This is a genomic window from Herbiconiux flava (assembly GCF_013409865.1).
In the GTDB taxonomy this organism is placed as follows: Bacteria; Actinomycetota; Actinomycetes; order Actinomycetales; family Microbacteriaceae; genus Herbiconiux; species Herbiconiux flava.
Genome location: NZ_JACCBM010000001.1, coordinates 170,550 through 194,874, shown reverse-complemented (window position 1 = coordinate 194,874; position 24,325 = coordinate 170,550). Strand labels below are relative to the sequence as shown.

Genomic DNA, 24,325 nt, shown 5'->3' with positions numbered 1-24,325 from the left:
CATGTCGAGCAATGCCATCAAGACCCGCACCGCCCCGGTGCGCCGGCGCAGCGCGCAGCAGCGCGCCGAGGGCTGGCGGGGCTGGCTGTTCGCCGCCCCGACGGCGGTCATCGTCGTCGTGCTGTTCGTCGTGCCGCTGCTGCTGGTGTTCCAGATGTCGGCCAGCGACTGGCCGCTGCTCGGCGGCAACCAGGGCCTGAACGTGCCCGAGAACTTCACCGACGCCGTCGCCAACCGCTTCTTCTGGAACGCCGTCGGCTTCACGCTCCTCTACACCGTGATCACCACGGTCATCCTTCTGGGGCTCGCCCTCGGACTCGCGCTGCTGGTGCAGGAGTCGACGCGGTGGAAGGGGTTCCTGCGCACGGCCATCCTCATCCCCAGCGCGCTCGGCCTCGCATCCGCCTCTCTGCTCTTCTACGTTCTGTACTCGCCGATCGCCGGCCCGTTCGCAGGGCTGATGAACGACCTCGGCTTCACCTTCCTCGGGACGCCCGAGGGGGCGCTCTGGTCGACGGTGTTCCTGATCGTCTGGCGCTACGCCGGCTTCTACATGCTGCTGATGCTGGTGGGCCTGCAGGCCATCCCCGACGAGGTCTACGAGGCCGCGCGCATCGACGGCGCGAGCCGCTGGCAGACCTTCCGCTCGGTCACCGTGCCGCTCCTGAAGCCGACGATCGCGATGACGATGGTGCTCTGCATCACCGGCTCGCTGCTGGCGTTCGAGCAGTTCTACATCCTCACCAAGGGCGGGCCCGACAACAGCACCATCACCGTGGTGCAGCTGATCTACTCCGTCGCCTTCCAGGGCCCCAACAACCTCGGTGTCGCCGCCGCCCTCTCGGTGATCGTGCTGGCGGCGCTCGTGATCATCAACATCGCGCAGATCCGCGTGTTCAACGACAAGGAGCCGAAATGAGCGTCCAGTCGCTTCCCCGCAGCAGCCGGAGCACCACGGCCGCCCCGGCCACGACGACCGGTGGGCCCGCGCCGCTGCCCCCCAGGCGCCGCCGCCAGGGCAGCCGCATCGGCGGCATCGCCCTGCGCACCCCGTTCTGGGTGCTCTCCGGCGGCCTCGCGATCGTCTTCCTCTACCCGCTGATCTGGGCCGGGGTGTCGTCGTTCGCGCCGCTCGCCGGCACCAACCAGACCGACGGCTGGGGCATCGGCAACTACATCACCCTGGCGAACTACCAGGCCGGCATCTGGACCTACATCGGCAACTCGCTGTTCGTCTCGCTGCTGACCGTGGTGCTGACGCTGGTGACCTCGCTGCTCGGCGGCTACGCCTTCGCCCGCTTCCGCTTCCCGGGCAAGAACGTGCTGTTCCTCGCGACTCTCGCCATCCTGATGGTGCCGTACGCGTCGCTGCTCATCCCGCTCTACGTGCTGCTGAACATGATCGGCCTGTCGAACTCCCTCGTCGGCGTCTCGCTCGTGCTGACCATGCTGCAGCTGCCGTTCTCGACCTTCCTGATGCGGGTCTCGTTCGAGGCGGTTCCGAAGGAGCTCGACGAGGCCGCGATGGTCGACGGATGCTCGCGCTTCAGTGCTCTCTGGAGGGTGCTCATCCCCGCGGTCAAGCCGGGCATGATCACCGTCGGCCTGTTCGCCTTCCTGGCGGCGTGGAACGACTTCCTCGCCCCGCTGATCCTCATCAACGACTCCGACAAGATGACGCTGCCGCTCGCGATCTCCAACCTCCGCGGGCAGGTGCAGGGCGTCGTCGACTACGGCGCCACCGAGGCGGGCGTGGTCGTGCTCGCCCTGCCGTGCGTCGTGCTGTTCCTCGTTCTCCAACGTCACTACGTGCGCGGCTTCCTGTCCGGCGCCTTCAAAGGATGATCATGACTCTCATCGACCCCGCGGGCCGCACCATCGCCCGCTCAGACCGTCGCGCCGTCGTGGCGCCCGTGGTGCCGGGCTCCTCGGCCCTCGTGCCCCTCGGCGTGGGAGAGGTGCGCCTGACCGGCGGCTTCTGGGCCACCCGCCAGCGCGTGAACGCCGCGAACACCCTTCCGCACATCGAGCACTGGCTCGAGCGGGAGGGCTGGCTCGCCAACTTCGACCTCGCCGCCGCCGGCACCCTGCCGGAGGGGCGCCGGGGCCGGGAGTTCAGCGACTCGGAGGTCTACAAGTACCTCGAGGCCGTCGCGTGGGAGCTCGGCCGCCGCCCCGACGCCGCGATCGAGACCCGCTTCCGGGCGGTCGTCGACCGCATCGCCGCGGCCCAGGAGCCCGACGGCTACCTGAACACGCGCTTCGGCCGCCCCGGTCAGGAGCCGCGCTGGTCAGAGCTCGAGTGGGGCCACGAGCTGTACTGCGCCGGGCACCTCTTCCAGGCCGCGGTCGCCCGGGCGCGCACCGCGCCGGGCGCCGACGACGGCCTGCTGGGCATCGCGACGCGGGTCGCGGATCTCGTCTGCGACGTGTTCGGGGAGCAGGGCATCCGCTCGGTCTGCGGCCACGCCGAGGTCGAGACCGCCCTGGTCGAGCTCGGCCGCGTCACGGGGGACCCCCGCTACATCGAGCAGGCCCGCCTGTTCGTGGAGCGCCGCGGGCACCAGGTGCTGAAGGACATCGAGTACGGCCGCTCCTACTTCCAGGACGACATCCCCGTGCGGGACGCCGACGTGATGCGCGGCCACGCCGTGCGGGCGAACTACCTCGCGAGCGGCGCCGCCGACGTGGCGAGCGAGCTCGGCGACGACGAGCTGCAGCAGGCGCTCCGGCGCCAGTGGCTGAACACCATCGCGCGCCGCACCTACGTCACCGGCGGCCAGGGTTCGCACCACCAGGACGAGGGCTTCGGCGAGGACTTCGAGCTGCCCAGCGACCGCGCCTACTCCGAGACCTGCGCGGGCATCGCCTCGATCCAGTTCAGTTGGCGGATGCTCCTGGCGGAGCCCGATCCCGCGTACGCCGACCTGATCGAGCGGACACTGTACAACGTGCTCGCCACCTCCCCGTCGGAGGACGGCCGGGCGTTCTACTACGCCAACACCCTGCAGCAGCGGGTGCCCGGGGCGGTGGCGGACGTCGAGGAGGCGTCGCTGCGCGCATCCGCCTCTCTTCGCGCACCCTGGTTCGAGGTGTCGTGCTGCCCGCCGAACATCGCCCGCACGCTGGCGAGCCTCGACAGCTACGTGGCGACGCGGGATGCCGAGGGGGTGCAGCTGCACCAGTACGCGCCGGCGGTCATCCGCACGCGGCTCGAGGACGGGGAGGACATCGCGCTGACGGTGCAGACGGAGTACCCGGACGACGGGCGAGTCACGGTGCGGGTCGATGCCGACGCGTCGCGCACCTGGACCCTCTCCCTGCGCGTGCCGGCCTGGGCCGAGGGTGCCGTGCTCTCGGTCGACCCCGCCGACGGCAGCACCGGCAGCGAGCAGCGCACCGTGCCGCCCGGCACGGCCGAGGTCACGCGGGCGTTCCGGGCCGGCGACACGATCACGCTCCAGCTGCCGATGGCGCCGCGCTTCGAGCACCCCGATCCTCGGATCGACGGCGTGCGGGGATCGATCGCGGTCGCCCGTGGCCCCGAGGTGCTGGCGCTCGAGTCGGTCGACCTGCCCGCCGGGCTTGACGACGTGGCCGACATGGTGCTCGACGCCTCGATCGCGCCGGTCGTGCGCGACGGCGAGGTGCTCGTCACGCTGCGGCCCCGCAGCGTGCCCGAGGCGCCGTTCCCCTACACGCCCGCTCCCGGCGCCGAGCTCGGCGACCCCGTCGCGGTGCGGCTGGTGCCCTACCACGACTGGGCCGAGCGCGGTCCCTCCACGATGCGCATCTGGCTGCCGACCGCGTAGCCGAGCGCCGGGCCGGGTCGCTTCAGGGCGGCCCGGTCTTCTCGGTTCCCGATGGGTTAGGCTGGAGGGGTGTTCGTGAATCTCCTCTGTTGTCGTCGCTGAGCGACGACCCTCCTCGCAGACCAGGTTCGTCACAGCCCCGAAGCCGCCGCTCACCAGCGCGCGCCGTGCGAATCTGAGCACGTAGCGGCTGCGAGCCCCATCAAGGACACAGCAATGAAGTACGCGAACAGCGTCATCGACCTCGTCGGCAACACCCCGCTCGTGAAGCTCAACAGCGTCACCGAGGGCATCCGGGCCACCGTGCTCGCGAAGGTCGAGTACCTCAACCCGGGCGGGTCGTCGAAGGACCGCATCGCCACCCGCATCATCGACGCCGCCGAGCGCGACGGCCTCCTGAAGCCGGGCGGCACGATCGTCGAGCCCACCTCGGGCAACACCGGCATCGGTCTCGCCCTCGTGGCGCAGCAGCGCGGATACCGCTGCGTGTTCGTGCTGCCCGACAAGGTCGGCGAGGACAAGCGCAACGTGCTCACCGCCTACGGCGCCGAGATCGTCGTCACCCCGACGGCGGTGGCGCCCGAGGACCCCGACTCCTACTACTCGGTCTCCGACCGCCTGGCCCGCGAGATCCCCGGCGCCTTCAAGCCCAACCAGTACTCCAACCAGAACGGCCCGCTCAGCCACTACGAGACCACCGGTCCCGAGATCTGGCGCGACACCGAGGGGCAGATCACGCACTTCGTCGCGGGCGTCGGCACCGGCGGCACGATCAGCGGCGTCGGCCGGTACCTCAAGGAGGTCTCCGGGGGAGCCGTGCAGATCATCGGCGCCGACCCCGAGGGCTCGGTCTACTCCGGTGGCACCGGGCGCCCCTACCTCGTCGAAGGCGTCGGCGAGGACTTCTGGCCGACCGCCTACGACGGCTCGGTCGTCGACCGCATCATCGCGGCGAGCGACGCGACCTCCTTCGAGCTGACCCGCCGCCTCGCCCGCGAGGAGGGCCTGCTCGTCGGCGGCTCGAGCGGCCTGGCGGTCGCGGCGGCCCTCGAGGCGGCCCGCGACCTGCCCGCCGAGGCGGTGGTCGTCGTGCTGCTCCCCGACGGTGGCCGCGGCTACCTGGGCAAGATCTTCAACGAGAAGTGGATGCGCAGCTACGGCTTCACGGACTCCCCCGCCGGGGCGACGGTGCGCGACATCGTGAAGGGCAAGAGCGGCGAGCTGCCCGCACTCGTGCACGCGCATCCGGCCGACACGGTGCACGACGTGATCGAGATCATGGCGAAGTACGGGGTGTCGCAGCTGCCCGTGCTCTCGGCCGAGCCGCCCGTGGTGATGGGCGAGGTCGTGGGATCGCTCGACGAGCAGAGCCTGCTCGACCGGGTCTTCGGCGGCCAGGCCAGCATGACCGACACCGTGGCGGGCCTCGTCGCCCCCGCCCTCCCGCTGATCGGCGCGAACGAGCCCGTCTCGGCCGCCCGCCAGGCCCTCACCCAGTCCAGCGCGCTGCTGGTCTCCGACGACGGCAAGCCCGTCTCGGTGATCACCCGCCAGGACCTGCTCACCTTCCTCGCCGAGGCGTGAGCCACTTCTCCCGTCTTCCCCTTCAGTAAGGAGCCATCATGGCCAAGAACACCGACGCGTTCGAGACGCGCGCCATCCACGCCGGCCAGGAGTTCGACCCCACCACCGGCGCCATCATCCCTCCCGTGTACATGACCTCCACCTACGTGCAGGACGGCATCGGCGGCTTCCGCAACGGCTACGAGTACTCCCGCGGCGGCAATCCGACGCGCACCTCGCTCGAGACGCTGCTCGCCTCGCTCGAGGGCGCCGCGCACGGTCTCTCGTTCGCCTCGGGCCTCGCCGCCGAGGACGCGCTGCTGCGCGCCCTGCTCGAACCGGGCGACCGCATCGTGCTCGGCAACGACGTCTACGGCGGCACGCACCGCCTGATCGAGCGCATCCACGGCAAGTGGGGCGTCGAGAACGTCGTCGTCGAGATGAGCGACCTCTCGGCCGTCTCGAAGGCCGTCGCCGGCGGCAAGACGAAGCTGCTCTGGCTCGAGACCCCCTCCAACCCGCTGATGAAGATCAGCGACGTCGCCGAGCTGGCCGAGATCGGCCATGCGGCCGGGGCCCTCGTCGTGGTGGACAACACCTTCGCCTCGCCGTACCTGCAGCAGCCGCTCACCCTCGGCGCCGACGTCGTCGTGCACTCGACCACCAAGTACCTCGGCGGTCACTCCGACGTGCTCGGCGGCGCCGTGGTGCTGAACGACGACGCGCTCGAGGAGAAGATCCGCTTCCTGCAGTTCGCCTCCGGCGGGGTCAGCGGGCCGATGGATGCGTGGCTCACCGTTCGCGGCATCAAGACGCTCGCTGTGCGGATGGACCGGCATTCCGCCAATGCGCAGGCCATCGCCGAGCACCTGGTCGGGCATCCGGCGCTCGACACCGTGTTCTACCCCGGCCTGCCCGATCACCCCGGCCACGAGCTGGCGAAGCGGCAGATGAAGTCGTTCGGCGGCATGATCTCGCTGGCGCTGAAGGGCGGCCCGAAGGCGGCGCGCAAGTTCGCCGAGTCGACCACCGTGTTCCAGCTGGCCGAGTCGCTCGGCGGTGTCGAGTCGCTGATCGGGTACCCGTCCGAGATGACGCACGCGTCGGTGAAGGGCACGGTGCTCGAGGTGCCCGAGAACGTCATCCGCCTCTCGGTGGGCATCGAGTCGGTCGACGACCTGATCGCCGACCTCGACCGCGCTCTGCCGCGGCGCTGAGCGGGGCGGGCATGAGCGCGATGGAGTCGTCGGGGACTGCGGGACCGGCGGGACCGGTGGGGCCTGTGGGCCCTGTGGGCTCCAACTGGGCCGGAAGCTACGAGTACGGGGCTGCGGCCCTGCTGCGCCCCACCTCGCTCGACGAGCTCGTGTCGCTCGTGACCTCGTCGCCGCGGCTGCGGGCGCTCGGCTCGCGCCACTCGTTCAACGACGTGGCCGACAGCCCGGGCGTGCTGGTCTCGGTCGACGCGCTGTTCGGGGACGAGGAGCCCGTGATCTCGGAGTCGGACCGCACGGTGACGGTCGGCGCGGCCACCCGCTTCGCGTCGCTCGCGGCGTTCCTCGAGCCGCGCGGCTGGGCGCTGCACAACCTCGGATCGCTGCCGCACATCTCCATCGGCGGCGCCATCGCCACCGGCACGCACGGCTCGGGCGTCGGCAACGGCAGCCTGTCCACGGCGGTCGCCGCCCTCGAGTACGTCGACGGCACGGGGTCGCTCGTGACCATCGCGCGCGGCGACGAGGGCTTCGAGGGCTCGGTCGTGTCGCTCGGAGCGCTCGGCATCGTCACGCGGGTGACCCTCGACATCCAGCCGAGCTACCAGGTGCGGCAGGACATCTTCGTCGACCTCTCGTGGGGGGCCGCGCTCGACGGCTTCGACGAGATCATGGCCGCCGCGTACAGCGTGAGCCTGTTCGGCGACTGGGGCGACGCGGGGTTCAAGCAGGCGTGGGTGAAGACGCGGCTCGACGGCGTCGGCTCCGGTGCGGGTTCGCTCTCTGCTACTCCGGCATCGTCGACGGCTTCGGCGCCGTTCGCCTACGCCGACTCGTTCTTCGGGGCGCGGCCGGCCGGGTCGAAGGTGATGTCGCCCGCGGGTGACGACCTCGACAACACCACCGTGCAGGGCGGCGTGCCCGGGCCGTGGTCGGAGCGGCTGCCGCACTTCCGCGCCGACGTCACGCCGAGCGCGGGCGACGAGATCCAGACCGAGTACTTCGTCTCCCGGGCGGATGCGCGGGCCGCCCTCCTGGCCGTGCGCGCCCTCGGCGACCGTCTCCGCCCCCACCTCCTCGTGACGGAGCTCCGCACGATCGCCGCCGACGCCCTGTGGCTCAGCCCCGCGTTCGGACGCGACAGCCTCGCGATCCACTTCACCTGGAAGTCGCACCCGGCTGAGGTGCGGGAGCTGCTGCCGTCGCTCGAGGAGGCGCTCGCGCCGATCGACGTGAGGCCGCACTGGGGCAAGTGGTTCGCGCTCGGCGCGGCCGAGCTGGCGCCGAAGTACGAGCACCTCGCCGACTTCGCGGCGCTCGCGGAGTCACGCGACCCCGCGCACCGCTTCCGCAATCCCTACCTCACCCGCGTGCTCGGCCTCCCGGCCTGATCCACGGAGCAGTGACGCGAAAGGCCCTTCCCGTGACGGGGAAGGGCCTTTCGTCGTCGGGACCGGTGACGGTCAGTCGAGGGCCGGCTTGCCCGCCGAGTAGATCCAGGTGTCGAAGAAGGCGGTGAGGTCGTCGCCCGAGACCTGCTCGGCGTAGGCGACGAACTGCTCGGTCGAGACCGCGGTGCCCGCGTGCTCGGTGGCCCAGCCCTTCAGGATGGCGAAGAAGTCGGCATCGCCGACCTCGGTGCGGAGGGCCTGCAGCGTCATGCCTCCGCGGGTGTACACCGCCCCGTCGAAGATGCCGGGGGCGCCCGGGTCGGCGACGACGGTCTGCCAGAACGAGCTCGTCTCGGGGATCGAGTCATAGGCGTCCTGGAACGCCTCCTGCGTGCTCGGCCCGCCGTGCTCGGCGGCCCACAGCCACTCCGCGTAGGTGGCGAAGCCCTCGTTCAGCCAGATGTCCGACCAGCGCTGCATCGACAGGCTGTCGCCGTACCACTGGTGGGCCAGCTCGTGCACGACCACGCTCGGGTCGGCATCGGCCGGGAACGCCCACGCCGGGTAGATCGGCCGCGTCTGGTTCTCGAGTGCGTAGGGCAGATCGTCTGGCACGGTCTCGCCCGTGTCGGGATCGACGTGCTCGCCGATGTAGCCGATGGCGAGCCCGCCCGCCTCGGAGAACGGGTAGTCGCCGAAGTACTGCGAGAGGAAGGAGATGACCTGGGGCTCGCTCTCGAAGATGGTCTTCGCCACGTCGCCGACCTTCACGCCCGGGGTGCCGTCGACGTCGCGGTCGAAGAGCGTCGGGTCGATCGCGTCGTAGTAGGTGATGCCGTCGGCGCCGGTCTCGCTGGTGACCGTGTAGTCGCCGAGGGTGGCCGTCGCGAGATAGGTGGCCATCGGCTGCTCCATCTCCCAGTCGAACGTCGTCAGCCCGTTCGCGGTGCTCTGCCCGGCGAGCCGGCCGTTGCCGATCACCTCGAGCCCCGCGGGAACCGTCATGCGGGTCGAGAAGGTCGCCTTGTCGGCCGGGTGGTCGTTCGAGGGGAACCAGGTCGCGGCGACGCGGGGCTGCCCCACGACGACCGCGCCCGTGGGCGTGGCGAACACGCCGGCCGGGCCGAACGCGTCGGAGACCTCGATCGGCACCCCGCTGTAGGCGACCGTCGTGGTGATGGACGCCCCGGTGTCGATCCCGGCGAGGGGGATCACCGTGAGCTCCGTGCGCGGCGGAGTCGCATCGCCGTCGGTCGAACCCGCGGCCTGCGGCTGCCCGGTCACGTCGCTGATCTGCGTGGACGTGAGGCTCCAGTCGGCGGCCTGGCCGTTCACCGTGACGGCCGAGATCGTGATGGAGTCGGTGCCGTCGACCGCGCGGGTGTCGAAGTCGAGGTTGAACGCCGAGAGGTTCTGCGTCGCCAGCGCGGTGACCGTCGCCGTGCCCGAGAGCACGTCGGTGTCGGGCGCGTAGGCGAGGTCGAGGTCGTAGTGCTGCACGTCGTAGCCGCCGTTGCCGTCGAGCGGGAAGTACGCGTCGCCGATGCCGGCCGCGCCGGGCTGGTAGTCGACGGGGGAGGGGGTGGCGGTCGGCGTGATGATCGGAGCCGGGGTGCTCGGCATCGGCGACGGTGTGGAACCGGGAGGGCACGGAGCCGCGGCGCTCGCCGGAGCAGGCGCGAAGCCGCCCGAGGCGACGAGGGCGAGCACGAGCAGCGGGATCGCGGCGAACGCCGCCGTCTTTCCGCGGCCGGCGCGGCGCCCGAGCAGCAGCCAGGCTGCTGTTCCGCCGCCGATGGCGAGGAGCCCGAGGGTCAGCAGCAGCGGCCAGGACTCGAAACCGGTGGCGGCAAGCACACAACTCGTCACGGACGACCTCATCTCAGTTCGGTGACGCGACCCTATCCGACGCCGTGTCGCCTGCGCCACCCGACGGGACATCCCGTCTCATACCTTTAACACGAGCTCCCCTGTGCAGGAGAGGATGCTGCCCGATTAGCACCCCGCCGAGCACCAGCACCGTGCCCACGGCCTGAGCCGGCCCGAACGGCTCTCCGGCCAGCAGGGTGCCGAGCAGCACCCCCGTCACCGGGTTCAGGAGCCCGATCAGACCCACCGACCCGGCCGGCAGGTGCCGCAGCCCCGTGAACCAGGCCGCGAAGGCGAGTGCAGTGGCCACGAGCGACACGTAGCCGAAACCCGCCAGCGCCGGCCCGTCGAGCGGCGGCGGCGCCCCCTCCAGCAGCAGGGCCACCGGCAGCACCGCGAGCCCGCCCGCCACCAGCTGCCACGACGTCAGAGACAGCACCCTGATGCCCCCGCCCCACTTCTTCGTCAGCACGAACCCCACCGACGACATCGCCATCGCGCCGAGCGACGCGGCCACGCCGAGCCCGAGCCGCCCGCCCCCGCCCGACCCGCCCCCGCCCGACCCGGCCCCGATGGCACCCGGGCCATCCGCCACGACCCCGGTCGAGGTCGCCGCGAGCATCAGCACGACTCCCGAGATGCCGACGAGGGCACCGACCACCCCGGCCGCCCGGGGCCGTTCGCCGAGGAGCGGCCACGCCACGAGCATCAGCACGGCGGCCGAGGTGGCCATCAGGGTCGATGCGGTGCTCGTCGGCAGCAGCTGCGAGGCGGCGTAGATCAGCACGAAGAAGGCGCCCACGTTGAGAATGCCGAGCACCGCGGACTTCCACCACCAATCGCCTCGGGGCCGCTCCCGCATCACGGCGAGCAGCAGGAGGCCGGCCGGCAGCGCCCGGAGCACCGCACCCCAGAGCGGGGCGTCGTCGGGGAGGAACCAGCGCGTCACGAAGTAGTTCGACCCCCACGCGACCGGTGCGACCGCCGTGAGCAGCATCCACCGCCATTTAGCTTCCATGGAAGCGACTATAGCTTCCCAGGAAGCTATAGTCGAGGCATGGCAAGCCCCGAACCCGCCGACCGCGTCTCCGAGATCCAGGCGGCGTGGCGCCGCGAGCGTCCCGACCTCGACGTCTCGCCGCAGGGCGTGATCGGCCGCGTGCACCGCCTCGCCGCGCACCTCACCGCCGAGCTCGTCGAGGTCTACGCCCGCTTCGGTCTCGGCGAGGGCGAGTTCGACGTGCTGGCCACGCTCCGGCGCTCGGGTCACCCGTTCGAGCTGGCGCCGAGCGAGCTCGCCGGGCACACGATGGTCACGACCGGGGCGATGACCAAGCGCCTCGACCGGCTCGAGGCTGCCGGTCTGGTCGTGCGGCGAGCCGCGGTGGGCGACGGCCGGCGCCGCGTGGTGGCACTGACCCCCTCCGGCGTGGAGCTGATCGACGAGGCCTTCACGGCCCACATGGCGAACGAGGCGCGGCTGCTGGCCGGGCTGTCGACGGATGACCGGGCCGCTCTGGAGCGCATCCTGTCGCACTGGCTGAACGACCTGAGCCTCTAGGGCGCGACACGCCCGACGCGCTCGATGTCGGTGGCCGAAGTTATCCTCAGGCCATCTCCTCCCGGGTCTCCACAGGAGGGGTCGAAATGGCGTCTTTTCGCGGAAGAGGCTGTGGAGGAATAGTCGTGAAAGCTGTGCACAGATGTCGGCGGCCTGTGGATAATTACACGGGTGTAACACTTCATCTAGGGGTGCTCGCCAGGTACGACAACTAGATGTAGTATTGAACTCCCGGGTCGGGGAGCGCGCCGGAACAGCGCGAACAGCCCGCAGAAACACAGATCTTCCCGTTTTTTCATCGTTCGAGAAAGGTGCAGCACCTATGGCAATCACGGTCTACACGAAGCCCTCCTGTGTCCAGTGCACAGCCACGTACCGCGCCCTCGAGAACAAGGGTCTCGAGTTCGAGATCTTCGACCTCTCGGTCGACGAGAAGGCCCTCGAGACCGTCAAGGAGCTCGGCTACCTGCAGGCTCCGGTCGTCATGACCGACGACGGCGACCACTGGTCGGGCTTCCGCCCCGACAAGATCGCGGAGCTGGCGTCCCGCTCCGCCAGCTGATCACTCCGGTGTCCACAGACCTCATCTACTTCTCGAGCGTCTCGGGCAACACCCGGCGGTTCGTCGAGGGGCTGGGCCGGCCCGCCTCTCGCATCCCCCTCTATGCGCGCGATGAGCGACTGAAGGCCACGGAACCCTACGTGCTCGTCCTCCCCACCTACGGTGGCGGAGAGACGGGTGGCGCCGTTCCGAAGCAGGTAATCCAGTTCCTCAACGACGAGGAGAACAGATCGCTCATCCGTGGCGTGATCGCTGCGGGCAACACCAATTTCGGCGAGGCCTACTGCCTGGCGGGCGACATCGTCGCGCGCAAGTGCAAGGTCCCGCTGCTCTATCGATTCGAAGTATTCGGAACACCGGATGACCGTGAGGCCGTCCAGATTGGATTGGACAGACTGTGGAAGCAACTCTGATCGACGCACCGACGGCGGCGCCGGCGCTCGACTACCACTCGCTCAACGCGATGCTGAACCTCTACGACGAGAACGGACTGATCCAGTTCGACAAGGACAAAGAGGCCGCGAAGCAGTACTTCCTGCAGCACGTCAACCAGAACACCGTCTTCTTCCACAACCTCAAGGAGCGCCTCGACTACCTGGTCGAGAAGGAGTACTACGAGCAGGCCGTGCTCGACCAGTACTCGTTCGAGTTCATCCAGCAGCTGAACGACCTCGCCTACTCGAAGAAGTTCCGCTTCGACACCTTCCTCGGCGCGTTCAAGTACTACACGAGCTACACGCTGAAGACCTTCGACGGCAAGCGCTACCTCGAGCGCTTCGAGGACCGCGTGGTCATGACGGCCCTCGGCCTCGCCCAGGGCGACGAGAAGCTCGCCACGAACCTCGTCGAGGAGATCATCGGCGGCCGCTTCCAGCCCGCCACCCCCACCTTCCTCAACACGGGCAAGGCCCAGCGCGGCGAGCTCGTCTCCTGCTTCCTGCTCCGCATCGAAGACAACATGGAGTCGATCGCCCGCGGCATCAACTCGGCGCTGCAGCTCTCCAAGCGCGGCGGCGGCGTGGCCCTGCTGCTGTCGAACATCCGTGAGGCCGGCGCCCCGATCAAGCAGATCGAGAACCAGTCCTCGGGCATCATCCCCGTGATGAAGCTGCTCGAAGACAGCTTCAGCTACGCCAACCAGCTCGGCGCCCGCCAGGGTGCGGGGGCGGTGTACCTCAGCGCGCACCACCCCGACATCATGAAGTTCCTCGACACCAAGCGCGAGAACGCCGACGAGAAGATCCGCATCAAGACGCTCTCGCTCGGCGTCGTGGTGCCCGACATCACGTTCGAGCTCGCGAAGAACGACGAGGACATGTACCTCTTCTCGCCGTACGACGTCGAGAAGGTCTACGGCCTGCCCTTCGGCGACATCTCGGTGACCGAGAAGTACCGCGAGATGGTCGACGACCCGCGCATCCGCAAGACCAAGATCAAGGCCCGCGAGTTCTTCCAGACCCTCGCCGAGATCCAGTTCGAGTCGGGCTACCCGTACATCATGTACGAAGACACCGTCAACAAGGCGAACCCCATCAAGGGCCGCATCAACATGTCGAACCTGTGCTCGGAGATCCTCCAGGTCAACACGCCGACGACCTACAACGAAGACCTCTCCTACGCCGAGATCGGCAAGGACATCTCGTGCAACCTGGGCTCGCTGAACATCGCGCTGACCATGGACTCGCCCGACTTCGGCACCACCGTCGAGACCGCCATCCGCGGCCTCACCTCGGTGTCGAACCAGTCGCACATCGCCTCGGTGCGCTCCATCGAGACCGGGAACGACCGTTCGCACGCCATCGGCCTCGGCCAGATGAACCTGCACGGCTACCTCGCCCGCGAGCGCGTCTACTACGGCTCGGAGGAGGGTGTCGACTTCACGAACATCTACTTCTACACCGTGCTGTTCCACGCGCTGCGGGCGTCGAACGCCATCGCCATCGAACGTGGCGAGAAGTTCGACGGCTTCGACGACTCGACCTACGCCTCCGGTGAGTTCTTCGACAAGTACACCGACGCCGAGTGGGTGCCGGCCACGGCCCGTGTGGCCGAGCTGTTCGAGACCTCGAACGTGCGCATCCCCACTCAAGACGACTGGCGTGCGCTGAAAGCCTCCATCCAGGCCCACGGCATCTACAACCAGAACCTGCAGGCGGTTCCCCCGACCGGCTCGATCTCGTACATCAACAACTCGACCTCGTCGATCCACCCGGTGGCCTCGAAGATCGAGATCCGCAAGGAGGGCAAGATCGGGCGCGTCTACTACCCGGCGCCGTTCCTCACGAACGACAACCTCGAGTACTACGACGACGCCTACGAGATCGGCGCCGAGAAGATCATCGACACTTACGCCGCGGCCACGCAGCACGTCGACCAGGGCCTCTCGCTGACCCTGTTCTTCAAGGACACCGCGACCACGCGCGACATCAACAAGGCGCAGATCTACGCCTGGCGCAAGGGCATCAAGACGATCTACTACATCCGCCTGCGCCAGCTGGCGCTCGAGGGCACCGAGATCGACGGCTGCGTCTCGTGCATGCTGTGATCGTCGACACGACAACCCGAAGGACTCTCCGATGACCCCTCCCGAGCCGCTCAAGCTCCTCACCAAGGTGCAGGCGATCAACTGGAACCGCATCCAGGACGATAAAGACGTCGAGGTGTGGAACCGCCTCGTCAACAACTTCTGGCTGCCCGAGAAGGTGCCGCTGTCGAACGACGTGCAGTCGTGGGCCACGCTCACGCCGGCCGAGCAGCAGCTCACCATGCGCGTGTTCACCGGCCTCACCCTGCTCGACACGATCCAGGGCACGGTCGGCGCGGTCTCGCTCATCCCCGACTCGCTGACCCCGCACGAGGAGGCCGTCTACACGAACATCGCGTTCATGGAGTCGGTGCACGCCAAGTCGTACTCGTCGATCTTCTCGACCCTGTCGAACACGAAGGACATCGACGAGGCCTTCCGCTGGTCGACCGAGAACCCGAACCTGCAGAAGAAGGCGTCGATCGTCCTCGACTACTACCACGGCGACGAGCCCCTGAAGCGAAAGGTCGCCTCGACGCTGCTCGAGAGCTTCCTCTTCTACAGCGGCTTCTACCTGCCGATGTACTGGTCGTCGCGGGCGAAGCTCACGAACACGGCCGACCTCATCCGCCTCATCATCCGTGACGAGGCCGTGCACGGTTACTACATCGGCTACAAGTTCCAGCGTGGGCTGGAACTGGTCGACCAGGCCAAGCGCGACGAGATCAAGGACTACGCATTCTCGCTGATGTACGACCTCTACGAGAACGAGGTGCAGTACACGCAGGACCTCTACGACGAGGTCGGTCTGACCGAGGACGTCAAGAAGTTCCTGCACTACAACGCCAACAAGGCGCTGATGAACCTCGGCTACGAGCCGATGTTCCCGAAGTCGGTCACCGACGTGAACCCGGCGATCCTCTCGGCCCTGTCGCCGAACGCCGACGAGAACCACGACTTCTTCTCGGGGTCGGGTTCGTCGTACGTCATCGGCAAGGCCGTCAACACCGAAGACGAGGACTGGGACTTCTAGCCCCGCCGTCCGCCCCTCCGCACGATCGGGCCCTCCCCTCCGGGGGAGGGCCCTTCGCGTTCGGCCGGGCGGGGGCCGTCGGCTAGCGTGGGAGGGTATGGCTGCACCCTCCGAGACCGTCGCGGCGCGGCTGGAGTGGCCCGACTTCGCGCGCGGGGCGAGCATCGTCATGGTGGTGCTGCTGCACCTGTTCCTGCTGCACTACATCTACTTCTTCTACGGATTCCCCGGGTCCGACGTCGTGAACGCCGTCGTCGATGCGACCCTGCCGCTGCGCATGCCGCTGTTCTTCCTGGTCTCGGGCTACCTCGCGTCCCGGGCGATCCGGCGGCCGTGGCGGACGGTGCTGCGACCCCGCGTGCTGCTGCTGGTCTACCTCTATCTCGTCTGGGTGGTCGTCAACGCCGTCTTCGACGTGCTGCGCGAGCGGTTCGGCCAGGGCGGCCCGGTCGACGTCCCCCGCTTTCTGCTCGACAACCTGATCTGGCCCCAGACCACGCTCTGGTACCTCTACGCCCTGCTGCTGTTCTTCGTGGCCGCCCGTCTGACACGGCGGGTGCCACTGCCCGCGCTGCTCGCCGTCGCGATCGTGCTCTCGGTGCTCGGCACGACCTCCCTCGACGGGCTCCCGCAGCACCTCCTGCGCTCCTTCGTGTTCTACCTCGTCGCCGCCCGGGCGCCGCAGCTGGTCGACCTGGTCCTGCACCGTTCGGGTTGGATCGCCACCACGGTCACCGGGCTGGTCGCGGTGGCACTGGCCGCGCTGTACGTGGCGACCTTCGCCGATCTCGGGCTGTTCCTCGCGGCGGGGGTGGTATCGGTCGCCTTCGCGCTCCAGCTGTCGGTGCGGGTGGCCGCGCATCCGCTCGCCGCACCCGTGCGGTACCTCGGCCGGCACACCCTCGCGATCTTCCTGGTGCACCCGTTCGTCTTCATCCTGGCGAACGACGCACTGCTGGCCCGGCCGGGAGCAGCCGAATGGATGCGCGACCACGACCTCGTGGTCATCGTCTACCCCTGGCTGCTGCTGACCGCGACGCTCGCCGGCTGCGTCGGCGTCGAGGCGTTGGCGCAGCGGATCGGGCTCGCGTTCCTCTTCTCTCTGCCGCGCAGCGGAGGCGCACGGAGCAGGAGCAGTTAGGGGTGGGCGAGGATCTCCGCCGTGAGGCGGCGCTGCCAGGCGACGTCGGCCCACATCGGGTGGTGCGGCGCCGCGTTCGAGCAGAGCACCACGCCCCAGACGCCGTGCTCGAGCGCGGTGCGGATGCCGAGCTCGGCGAGGGAGCGGCCGATCGGCCCCTCCTCGAAGGTGCCGTGCAGGGGCGTGTAGCCGATCCAGCCCTCGCCGATGATCGCGGGTACGCCCTTCCAGCGCGCCCACTCCGCGATGGCGATGGTGCGCGACTCGATCTCCCGCTCCATCACGGCGCGATAGGGGCCATAGTTCTCGTAGAGCCAGGTGTCCCAGCGATCGGCGTCGAGCTGGTCGTAGCCGTAGATCATCTGGTCGGTGACGACGGTGGCCTCGAATTTCCAGGCGTCGGCGCGACCGTACTCGGCCGGGCTGGGGGCGTCGGGGCGCAGGAGTTCGCGCAGGGCGGCGTTCGGGAATCCCTCGCTGCCTTCGGAGCGGATGTCGAGGCGCTGCTGCAGCGCATCCAGCACCCCGTAGCTGTAGACGTGGAACTGCGCCGCCCCCAGCCCGTCGGGCAGCTGGTGCATGGCGAGGTGCGGCGGCTTGCCCCAGCTGGCCGTGACGAGCAGGTCGGGGTGGGCCGCCCGCAGCCGCTCGACGGCCTGTATGCCGCTCAGGGCATGTGAGCCGGATGCTGGTTCCGGCGACCCGGCGCGAGTGACGGTGACGCCCGCGAAGTCGGGCAGCAACGAGAAGTCGACCTCGTTGTGCAGCTCGACCATCGCGATCGTGTCGCGGTGGCCGGCGGTGGTGAGATGCTCGAGCATCCGGTTCCAGGAGGCGGCGAGCAGCTCGTAGCGCGAGGCCTCGGGCACGGCGTGGATGGCCTCGAACCACGCGCTCGACCGGGCGAACGCGGGCGACTGCTGGTACTCCCAGCTCGCGAGGATCACGACCACTCCGTGCCGCGACGCCGCCTCGAACAGCTCGAGCAGGCGGGCGCCGACATCGAGCGAGTAGTCGCCGGGCACGTCGTACCAGCGGGTGCCCTGGCCGTAGAAGCCGCCACCGGGGGCGACGCCGAGGCCCTCGATCGACAGGTCACGGGCGAGCGAGGCGAGCGGCCGGCCGTCATGCGAGAGCTCGCCGAACAGCAAGAGGGGAGCGGCGCAGATGCGCACGGCGTTGTAGCCGCGCTCGACGGTCTCGGCGAAGGCGCGATCGAGGTCGGCGAAGGGGCCGCCGGGTTCGGCGCGGGTGTACCACGAGAAGTCCCACAGGCTGATGGTGAGCCGCGGCGGGAGGTGGGCCGGAACGGCGCCGGTCAGGTCGGTCATGCGGGCAGCCTCTCGGTGGGGGTGGGCGATGGTGTCCACGACAGCAGCTCCTCGGCGCCCGCGAGCACCCGCAGCGTCAGCGCGGAGGCGGCGACCGGGCCCGCGAGCGGCAGCTCGACCACGAACGGCGAGCCCGGCGCGAGCGCCACCCACCACTCCCAGGCCGTCATGCCGCCGGCCGGCGCGATGGCGGCGAAGAGGGTGCCCGTGACGGGCGGGGTCAGCGACGCGGGGGCGAACGGGGGCCCCTCGAGCCGCACTCGGGCCCGCGGCACGACGACGGTCGTCGAGACGCCGACGCGGGCGATCCGGCGCCGCCGCGCATCCGTCTCCACCGACACGCTCACCGCGTACGGCCCCACGCACCACGTCGACTGCTCGTCGCGCAGCGCGAGCGGGCCGCGGGGGAGAGCCGTGCGGGCGTCGTCGGTCGTCACGGCATCGACACTACGGATGCGCGACCGCACCGCACCATGGCCGAAACGTCGCTCGGCCTGGACGATCCGCCGCCCGGCGGAGCCTCAGCCCCGGGGCGGAACGGCGTGCGCCGCGTACTGCTCCCGGATGATCGGCCGGTGGTCGGGCGCCGGCGAGCCCGCGAGCGAGATCGCCCACGACGGCCGCGTGCCCGAGAGCACCCAGCCGGCCTGCACGGCGGCTCCGTCGGCCACGTACTCGCCCGGCAGCGGCACCGTCACGGGCACGTCGAACACCTGCGCCGCCACCGCCTGCACCGCCGGGTTGAGAGCCGCGCCGCCGATCAGCAGGATGCGCTGCGGCACGACCCCGACCCGCCGCACCGCGTCCAGGCCGTCGGCCAGGCCGCAGAGCAGCCCCTCGATGGCGGCCCGGGCGAGCCCCGGCCGGGTGGTGGAGGCGAGGGTGAGGCCGAACAGGCTCGCGGTCGCGGTCGGGAGGTTCGGGGTGCGCTCGCCCTCGAAGTAGGGCTGCAGCACGAGGCCGTCGGAGCCGGCGGGCGCCTCGAGCGCCAGCGCCCCCAGCTCGGTGTGCGAGACCCCGAGCAGGGCGGCGGTCGCGTCGAGCACCCGCGCCGCGTTGAGCGTCGCGACCAGGGGGAGGAACGCGCCCGAGGCGTCGGCGAAGCCGGCGACCGTGCCGCTCTCGTCGGCCGACGGCTCGCTGGTGACGGCGAAGACGGTGCCGCTGGTGCCGATCGACACCACGACGTCGCCCTCGACCGCGCCGAGCCCGAGGGCCGCGCCGGCGTTGTCGCCCGCACCGGGCCCGACGACGATCCCCGCCGGTACCCCGAGCGAGACCGGCGCCGAAGCAGAGGCAGAAGCCGACGCCGACGCCGACGCCGTGAACGCGACCGTCGACCCGGCGGCCTCCGCCGGCCCCAGCACCCGCGGCAGCACGGCGTCGTGCCCCAGCGCCGCCACCAGCAGTTCGCGGTCGTAGGAGCCCGTGCGCGGGTTCCAGTACGAGGTGCCGCTCGCGTCGGAGCGGTCGGTCACCAGCTCCTCGAGCACCGGTCCGAGCGGCGACGACCCGGTCGGCCCGTAGCCGCGCAGGCGCCAGGTGAGCCAGTCGTGCGGCAGCGCGACGGCGGACACCCGCTCGGCCGCGGGAGGCTCGGCGTCGCGCAGCCAGCGCAGCTTGGTGGCGGTGAACGAGGCCACCGGCACGGCGCCGGTGCGCTCGGCGAGGGACGCGGCGCCGAACTCCTCGATCAGTGCACGGGCTGCGGGCGCCGAACGGGTGTCGTTCCAGAGCAGCGCCGGCCGGATGACCTCGCCCGCCTCGTCGAGCACCACCATGCCGTGCTGCTGGCCCGCGATCGAGATGGCGGCGACGTCGTCGAGCCCGCCGGCCGCGGCGAGGGCGGTGACCAGCGCATCCCACCAGAAGGCCGGGTCGACCTCGGTGCCGGCCGGGTGGGAGGCCCGCCCCTGGCGGACGAGCTCCCCGCTGTCGAGGTCCCGGATCACGACCTTGCAGCTCTGGGTGGATGAGTCGATGCCGGCGACGAGCGTCATTGGTGTCTCCTGGTGCGGATGAAAAAGTTTGCTTGCACAACATATTCGACGGATGCCCGCCGGGGCAATCCGGCGGCACCGAGGCCGAGCTTGCGCATGCCGACTACTCGTGCGAGAGTACTCCGGTGTCTCCGCTCCGTCTCTTCGTCCTCGGCTCGCTCGACGCGCGCGGGGCGATGCACGGGCACCAGCTCCGGCTGCTCGGCGAGGAGGAGCGCATCCACCTCTGGACCGATGTCAGCGTCGGCTCGCTCTACGGCGCCCTGAAGCGGCTGGCCGCGGACGGCCTGATCGCCGAGGAACGCGTCGAGCGCGAGGGCGCCTATCCCGAGCGGCAGGTCTACGCGATCACGCCGGCCGGGCGCGAGGCGCTCGCCGCCCTGCGCGAGGAGGGTCTCCGTGACATCCGGCTGAAGCACGACCCCTTCGACCTAGCGGTCACGCGCCTCGACCCCGATCGCCTCGACGAGCTGGCCCCCGAGCTCGAACGCCGGGTCGATGCCCTCCGAATGCTGCTCGCCGAACAGCAGCACCGCCTCGACCGCGCCCGGCCGCACCTCTCGCTCGCCGAGACCTGGGTGATGGAGCACCGCTCCGACCGCGTGCGCTCGGAGATCGCCTCGCACGAGCGTCTCCTCGCCGCGGTGCCCGACATCGTCGCCGACGAGCGCCGTCGCGCCGGCGCCCTCCCCGACCCGAAGGCGCCGGGCACCCACCGGCACGACGAACCCCCCACGGCGAGCAGTCCCGACACCCCCAGCACCCCCCGAAAGGCCCCCACCCCATGACCGAGACCGCCACCACCCAGGCGCCTCCCGCCGTTCCGGCCCGAGCCTGGCGCGCGCTGATCGTGCTGCTCGCCGGCATGTTCATCGCCCTGCTCGACACGACCATCGTGAACGTCGCCCTGCCGACGATCCGCACCAGCATCGACGCCTCGGAGGCGACCCTCTCCTGGATCATCTCGGGCTACGCCCTGGCCTTCGGCCTCGCCCTCATCCCGGCGGGCCGCATCGGCGACCGCATCGGCCACAAGTGGGTCTTCTTCACCGGCGTCGCGCTTTTCACGGTGGCGAGCCTCGCCTGCGGTCTCGCGATGGACAGCACCCAGCTCATCGTCGCCCGCGTCGTGCAGGGCCTCGCGGGAGGCATCTTCGTGCCGGCCGTCACCGCCTTCATCCAGCTGCTCTTCCCGCCGCAGTCGCGCGGCAAGGCCTTCGCCATCATGGGCGCCGTGATCGGCGTCTCGTCGGCGCTCGGCCCGATCGTGGGCGGTCTGATCATCCAGGCGTTCGGCGAGGAGTCGGGCTGGCGTCTCGTCTTCGGCGTGAACCTGCCGATCGGTCTCGCCACCCTTGTGGCCGCCGTCTTCCTGCTGCCCGGCCGCACGGCCGCCGCTGAGGGCGCTCCGGCCGAGCGCCCGAGGATCGCGATGGACTGGCTGGGCCTCGTGCTGGTCTCGGCCGCGCTGGTCGCGCTGCTCGTGCCGCTGATCGAGGGGCAGGACGAGGGCTGGCCGCTCTGGACCATCCTCTCTCTCGTCGCCGGCGCGCTCCTCCTCGTCGCCTTCGGCGCCTGGGAGGTGCGGTACACCCGCCGCGGCAGCATCCCGCTGGTGCCGCCGAGCCTGTTCCGTCACCCGGCCTTCACGGGCGGCGTCGTGCTCGCCCTGGTCTACTTCGCCTCCTTCACGAGCATCTTCTTCACCATCTCGCTGCTCTGGCAGGCGGGCCTCGGTCACACCGCGCTCGAGTCCGGTGCCGTCTCGATCCCCTTCGCCATCGGCTCCATCGTCGGCTCGAGCCAGAGCGCGCGCCTGGCGCAGCGACTCGGCCGCTCGGTGCTCGTGATCGGCACCGCGGCCGTGGTCGTGGGCCTCGCCGCCATCTGGGTCATCCTCCTGGTGACCCCGGCGGCCGATCTCACGAACTGGCTGCTGCTCGCGCCGCTGCTGATCGCGGGCGCCGGCAACGGGCTGTTCATCGCCCCGAACGCGCAGTTCATCGTCGCCACGGTGGAGCGCAAGGAGGCCGGTTCGGCGTCGGGCGTCATCAGCGCCATGCAGCGCGTCGGCAGCGCGATCGGCATCGCGGTCGTGGGCAGCGTGTTCTTCGGCTCGCTGGTCGTCGGGCAGGGGTCTCCGGATGCTCTCGCCACCGGCTTCGTGAACAGCTCCGCCCTGGCGATGGCCGTCAGCACGGGCTTCGCGGTGCTCGCGTTCCTGCTCGTCTTCGCGCTGCCCAAGCGCACCTCGACGGGTCACTAGAACACATTCCTGGGAAAACCCTTGCGCTCGGGGCCGGGCAGCCGCTAACGTCATTACCCGCGGCAACTCGGCCGCCATGAACGAAAGGGGAGGTGAACACCATGATTCCGAATCGGAACTTCGACATGGCGCTTCCCCCGTTCATGCGCGTCACGGCCTAGCCGCGACCCGAACGCCAGGAAGCGCCTCCATCGCTCGTCATCTCATGGAGGAAGACTTCCCGTGTTCACCGCATCAACCCGCTCGCACGACAGCGAGCTGCTCCTGTTCCATCAACACGACCCCGTCTCGGGGGTCGACTCCCTGCAGTTCGGCCGCGGGCTCGCGGCCGGCACCTATCGCCGCGACTGGACCTGGCTGGCCCTCGTCGACGACCGCCCGGTCGCCCGCGGCGTCTGGTGGGGCCCCGTCGGCTCGGTGCATCCCATCGAACTGCACTGCCTGATCGTCGACGCGTCCCTGCCCCACCCCGAGGTGTGGGCGTCGGCGCTGATCCGCACGGCGCACCGCGCCTTCGCGGAGGCGGGAGCCATCCTGGCGCCCGACTTCGTGATCGAGGTGCCGGTGGCGACCCGGCACGCCGACGAGGTGCAGAACGCCCTCGCCTGGCGCCGGGAGGCGGCCGTCGCGGCCGGCCTCACGGTGCTCGGCGAGACCGAGCTCGAGGGCGGAGTGCAGCAGCTGCGGCACTCGGCCCGGGCCGTCCCGGCGCCCCGCGGCACCCGCGTCCACGCGGGTGTGTAGCGGGGCCCGGCGGCCGAGCCGACCGTCGGTGTGACTGTCACACGCTCGTCCCCCAGGTCGGGACGAGTGCGTGTGACAGTCACATCGGCCTCAGCGGGATATCCCCGGCTCCCAGTTCCGGCCACCCCGGCGGCGTGCATAATGTAAGGGCGTTCACGCCGTGTGAACGTGCACATCAGCACCAGAGCAGGTACGGGATGAACGAGCCCTCGGCGGAGGCCAAGCGCCCCCGGGCGCCGAGCATCCGCGATGTCGCGAAGCTCGCCGGTGTCTCGCACCAGACCGTCTCCCGGGTGCTGAACAACCACCCGAGCATCCGCGACGAGACCAAGGCCCGCGTGCTCGAGGTGATGGGCGAGCTGAACTACCGCCCCAACCGCGCGGCGAGAGCCCTGGTCACGAGCCGTTCCCGCGCCATCGGCGTGCTCACCTCCTCGCGCTCGGAGTACGGACCGGCCTCGAGCATCAAGGCCATCGAGGAGGCCGCGCTGCTGCACGGCTACCTGGTGGTCACCGCCAACGCCGACGGCACCGACCGCGCCTCGATCGCCCGGGCCATCACGCACCTCCTCGACCAGGCGGTCGAGGGCATGGTCGTCATCGCGCCGCAGGTGCGCGTCTTCGACACCCTGCACGAGCTGAACCTCGACCTGCCCTACGTGACCCTGCAGTCCACCGGCCGGCAGGGCGACCACTCGCTGTCGGTCGACCAGATCGAGGGAGCGCGACTCGCCACCCGGCACCTGATCCAGCTGGGCCACCGCGGCATCTACCATCTCGCGGGGCCCCAGGACTGGGTCGAGGCCGAGGCGCGGATGGAGGGGTTCCTCCGCGAGATGAGCGACCAGGACGTGCCGACCACGGCCCCGATCCTCGGCGACTGGACGGCGGAGTTCGGCTACTACGCCGGGCTCGAGCTGCTGCGCGTTCGCGACTTCACCGCGATCTTCTCCTCGAACGACCAGATGGCGCTGGGGCTCATCCACGCCATTCGCGACGCCGGGCTCGACGTGCCGGGCGACATCAGCGTGGTCGGCTTCGACGACATCCCCGAGGCTGCGCACTTCTGGCCGCCGCTGACGACGGTGCGGCAGGACTTCGCCGAGCTCGGCCGCCGCTGCGTGGCGCTCCTGGTCTCGGCCGTCGGCGACGACGCGTCGGGGGAGGCTCCGGTCGCCGAGGCACCGCTGCAGTGGCCCGGGTCGTTGCTGCCGACCCTCGTGGTGCGGCGTTCGACGGCCCCGCCGCCCGCCTGATCGCGCGGAACCCCCCGAAGTGGGCGCATCCGCTCGGTTACCGAACCGAGACCATCGC

General features: G+C 70.2%; 21 protein-coding genes. 16 read left to right on the top strand and 5 right to left on the bottom strand.

Going from position 1 to position 24,325, the window contains the following annotated elements; all coding sequences use genetic code 11:
• The first annotated feature begins 1 nt into the window (after position 1).
• The 6 genes from BJ984_RS00940 to BJ984_RS00915 all read left to right on the top strand — a co-directional run bounded on the left by BJ984_RS00940 (position 2) and on the right by BJ984_RS00915 (position 7,980).
• Positions 2-919: a carbohydrate ABC transporter permease gene (locus tag BJ984_RS00940; protein ID WP_179546436.1), complete on the top strand. Its 918-nt coding sequence runs from the start codon at positions 2-4 to the stop codon at positions 917-919.
• Positions 916-1,845, top strand: a complete 930-nt coding sequence (locus BJ984_RS00935) for a carbohydrate ABC transporter permease (RefSeq protein WP_179546435.1) — start codon at positions 916-918, stop codon at positions 1,843-1,845. Before BJ984_RS00940 ends, BJ984_RS00935 begins: the two co-directional genes overlap by 4 nt.
• 2 nt (positions 1,846-1,847) lie before the next feature.
• Positions 1,848-3,812 (top strand): glycoside hydrolase family 127 protein, encoded by a 1,965-nt coding sequence (locus BJ984_RS00930; protein ID WP_179546434.1) that lies wholly within the window; start codon positions 1,848-1,850, stop codon positions 3,810-3,812.
• Between the two features lie 216 nt (positions 3,813-4,028).
• Positions 4,029-5,396, top strand: coding sequence for a cystathionine beta-synthase (locus tag BJ984_RS00925; RefSeq protein ID WP_179546433.1), 1,368 nt, complete (start codon positions 4,029-4,031; stop codon positions 5,394-5,396).
• 38 nt (positions 5,397-5,434) lie between these two features.
• Positions 5,435-6,592: a cystathionine gamma-synthase gene (locus BJ984_RS00920; RefSeq protein WP_179546432.1), complete on the top strand. Its 1,158-nt coding sequence runs from the start codon at positions 5,435-5,437 to the stop codon at positions 6,590-6,592.
• 20 nt (positions 6,593-6,612) lie between these two features.
• Entirely contained in the window at positions 6,613-7,980 is a 1,368-nt protein-coding gene (locus BJ984_RS00915; RefSeq protein WP_179549242.1) for an FAD-binding protein, read from the top strand.
• Positions 7,981-8,052: 72 nt separating this feature from the next.
• Here the strand turns inward: BJ984_RS00915 and BJ984_RS00910 are convergent, their stop codons facing one another.
• A complete protein-coding gene (locus tag BJ984_RS00910) occupies positions 8,053-9,849 on the bottom strand; it encodes a M1 family metallopeptidase (protein WP_218869946.1) in 1,797 nt (598 codons plus the stop codon).
• A gap of 13 nt (positions 9,850-9,862) precedes the next feature.
• Positions 9,863-10,867 (bottom strand): DMT family transporter, encoded by a 1,005-nt coding sequence (locus BJ984_RS00905; RefSeq protein ID WP_179546431.1) that lies wholly within the window; start codon positions 10,865-10,867, stop codon positions 9,863-9,865.
• A 39-nt stretch (positions 10,868-10,906) separates the two neighbouring features.
• Between BJ984_RS00905 and BJ984_RS00900 the strand changes: the two genes are divergently transcribed.
• The 6 genes from BJ984_RS00900 (at position 10,907) to BJ984_RS00875 (ending at position 16,670) form a co-directional block, all read left to right on the top strand.
• Positions 10,907-11,410 (top strand): MarR family winged helix-turn-helix transcriptional regulator, encoded by a 504-nt coding sequence (locus BJ984_RS00900; RefSeq protein ID WP_179546430.1) that lies wholly within the window; start codon positions 10,907-10,909, stop codon positions 11,408-11,410.
• 322 nt (positions 11,411-11,732) lie between these two features.
• Complete coding sequence (gene nrdH, locus BJ984_RS00895) at positions 11,733-11,972, top strand: glutaredoxin-like protein NrdH (protein ID WP_173182623.1); 240 nt, start codon at positions 11,733-11,735, stop codon at positions 11,970-11,972.
• Positions 11,973-11,980: 8 nt separating this feature from the next.
• Positions 11,981-12,385, top strand: a complete 405-nt coding sequence (gene nrdI / locus BJ984_RS00890) for a class Ib ribonucleoside-diphosphate reductase assembly flavoprotein NrdI (protein WP_271206340.1) — start codon at positions 11,981-11,983, stop codon at positions 12,383-12,385.
• Entirely contained in the window at positions 12,370-14,517 is a 2,148-nt protein-coding gene (gene nrdE, locus BJ984_RS00885) for a class 1b ribonucleoside-diphosphate reductase subunit alpha (RefSeq protein WP_271206339.1), read from the top strand. The genes nrdI and nrdE overlap by 16 nt, the downstream gene beginning before the upstream one ends.
• A 31-nt stretch (positions 14,518-14,548) precedes the next feature.
• On the top strand, positions 14,549-15,529 hold the full coding sequence (gene nrdF / locus BJ984_RS00880) for a class 1b ribonucleoside-diphosphate reductase subunit beta (protein ID WP_173182624.1): 981 nt from the start codon (positions 14,549-14,551) through the stop codon (positions 15,527-15,529).
• Positions 15,530-15,626: 97 nt separating this feature from the next.
• The gene (locus BJ984_RS00875) at positions 15,627-16,670 is read left to right on the top strand and encodes an acyltransferase family protein (RefSeq protein ID WP_179546429.1); all 1,044 of its coding nucleotides are present in this window, start codon (positions 15,627-15,629) and stop codon (positions 16,668-16,670) included.
• Here BJ984_RS00875 and BJ984_RS00870 read toward each other — a convergent pair.
• The 3 genes from BJ984_RS00870 to xylB all read right to left on the bottom strand — a co-directional run bounded on the left by BJ984_RS00870 (position 16,667) and on the right by xylB (position 20,001).
• Positions 16,667-18,001 (bottom strand): cellulase-like family protein, encoded by a 1,335-nt coding sequence (locus BJ984_RS00870; RefSeq protein WP_179546428.1) that lies wholly within the window; start codon positions 17,999-18,001, stop codon positions 16,667-16,669. The genes BJ984_RS00875 and BJ984_RS00870 overlap by 4 nt on opposite strands.
• On the bottom strand, positions 17,998-18,438 hold the full coding sequence (locus BJ984_RS00865) for a hypothetical protein (protein ID WP_179546427.1): 441 nt from the start codon (positions 18,436-18,438) through the stop codon (positions 17,998-18,000). The genes BJ984_RS00870 and BJ984_RS00865 overlap by 4 nt, the downstream gene beginning before the upstream one ends.
• 84 nt (positions 18,439-18,522) lie before the next feature.
• Positions 18,523-20,001 (bottom strand): xylulokinase, encoded by a 1,479-nt coding sequence (gene xylB / locus BJ984_RS00860; protein WP_179546426.1) that lies wholly within the window; start codon positions 19,999-20,001, stop codon positions 18,523-18,525.
• A gap of 125 nt (positions 20,002-20,126) precedes the next feature.
• Between xylB and BJ984_RS00855 the strand changes: the two genes are divergently transcribed.
• The 4 genes from BJ984_RS00855 to BJ984_RS00840 all read left to right on the top strand — a co-directional run bounded on the left by BJ984_RS00855 (position 20,127) and on the right by BJ984_RS00840 (position 24,267).
• Positions 20,127-20,789, top strand: coding sequence for a PadR family transcriptional regulator (locus BJ984_RS00855; RefSeq protein ID WP_179546425.1), 663 nt, complete (start codon positions 20,127-20,129; stop codon positions 20,787-20,789).
• Complete coding sequence (locus BJ984_RS00850; RefSeq protein ID WP_179546424.1) at positions 20,786-22,267, top strand: MFS transporter; 1,482 nt, start codon at positions 20,786-20,788, stop codon at positions 22,265-22,267. Before BJ984_RS00855 ends, BJ984_RS00850 begins: the two co-directional genes overlap by 4 nt.
• A 222-nt stretch (positions 22,268-22,489) precedes the next feature.
• On the top strand, positions 22,490-23,011 hold the full coding sequence (locus BJ984_RS00845) for a hypothetical protein (protein ID WP_179546423.1): 522 nt from the start codon (positions 22,490-22,492) through the stop codon (positions 23,009-23,011).
• 197 nt (positions 23,012-23,208) lie between these two features.
• Positions 23,209-24,267: a LacI family DNA-binding transcriptional regulator gene (locus tag BJ984_RS00840; RefSeq protein ID WP_179546422.1), complete on the top strand. Its 1,059-nt coding sequence runs from the start codon at positions 23,209-23,211 to the stop codon at positions 24,265-24,267.
• The last annotated feature ends 58 nt before the right edge of the window (positions 24,268-24,325 follow it).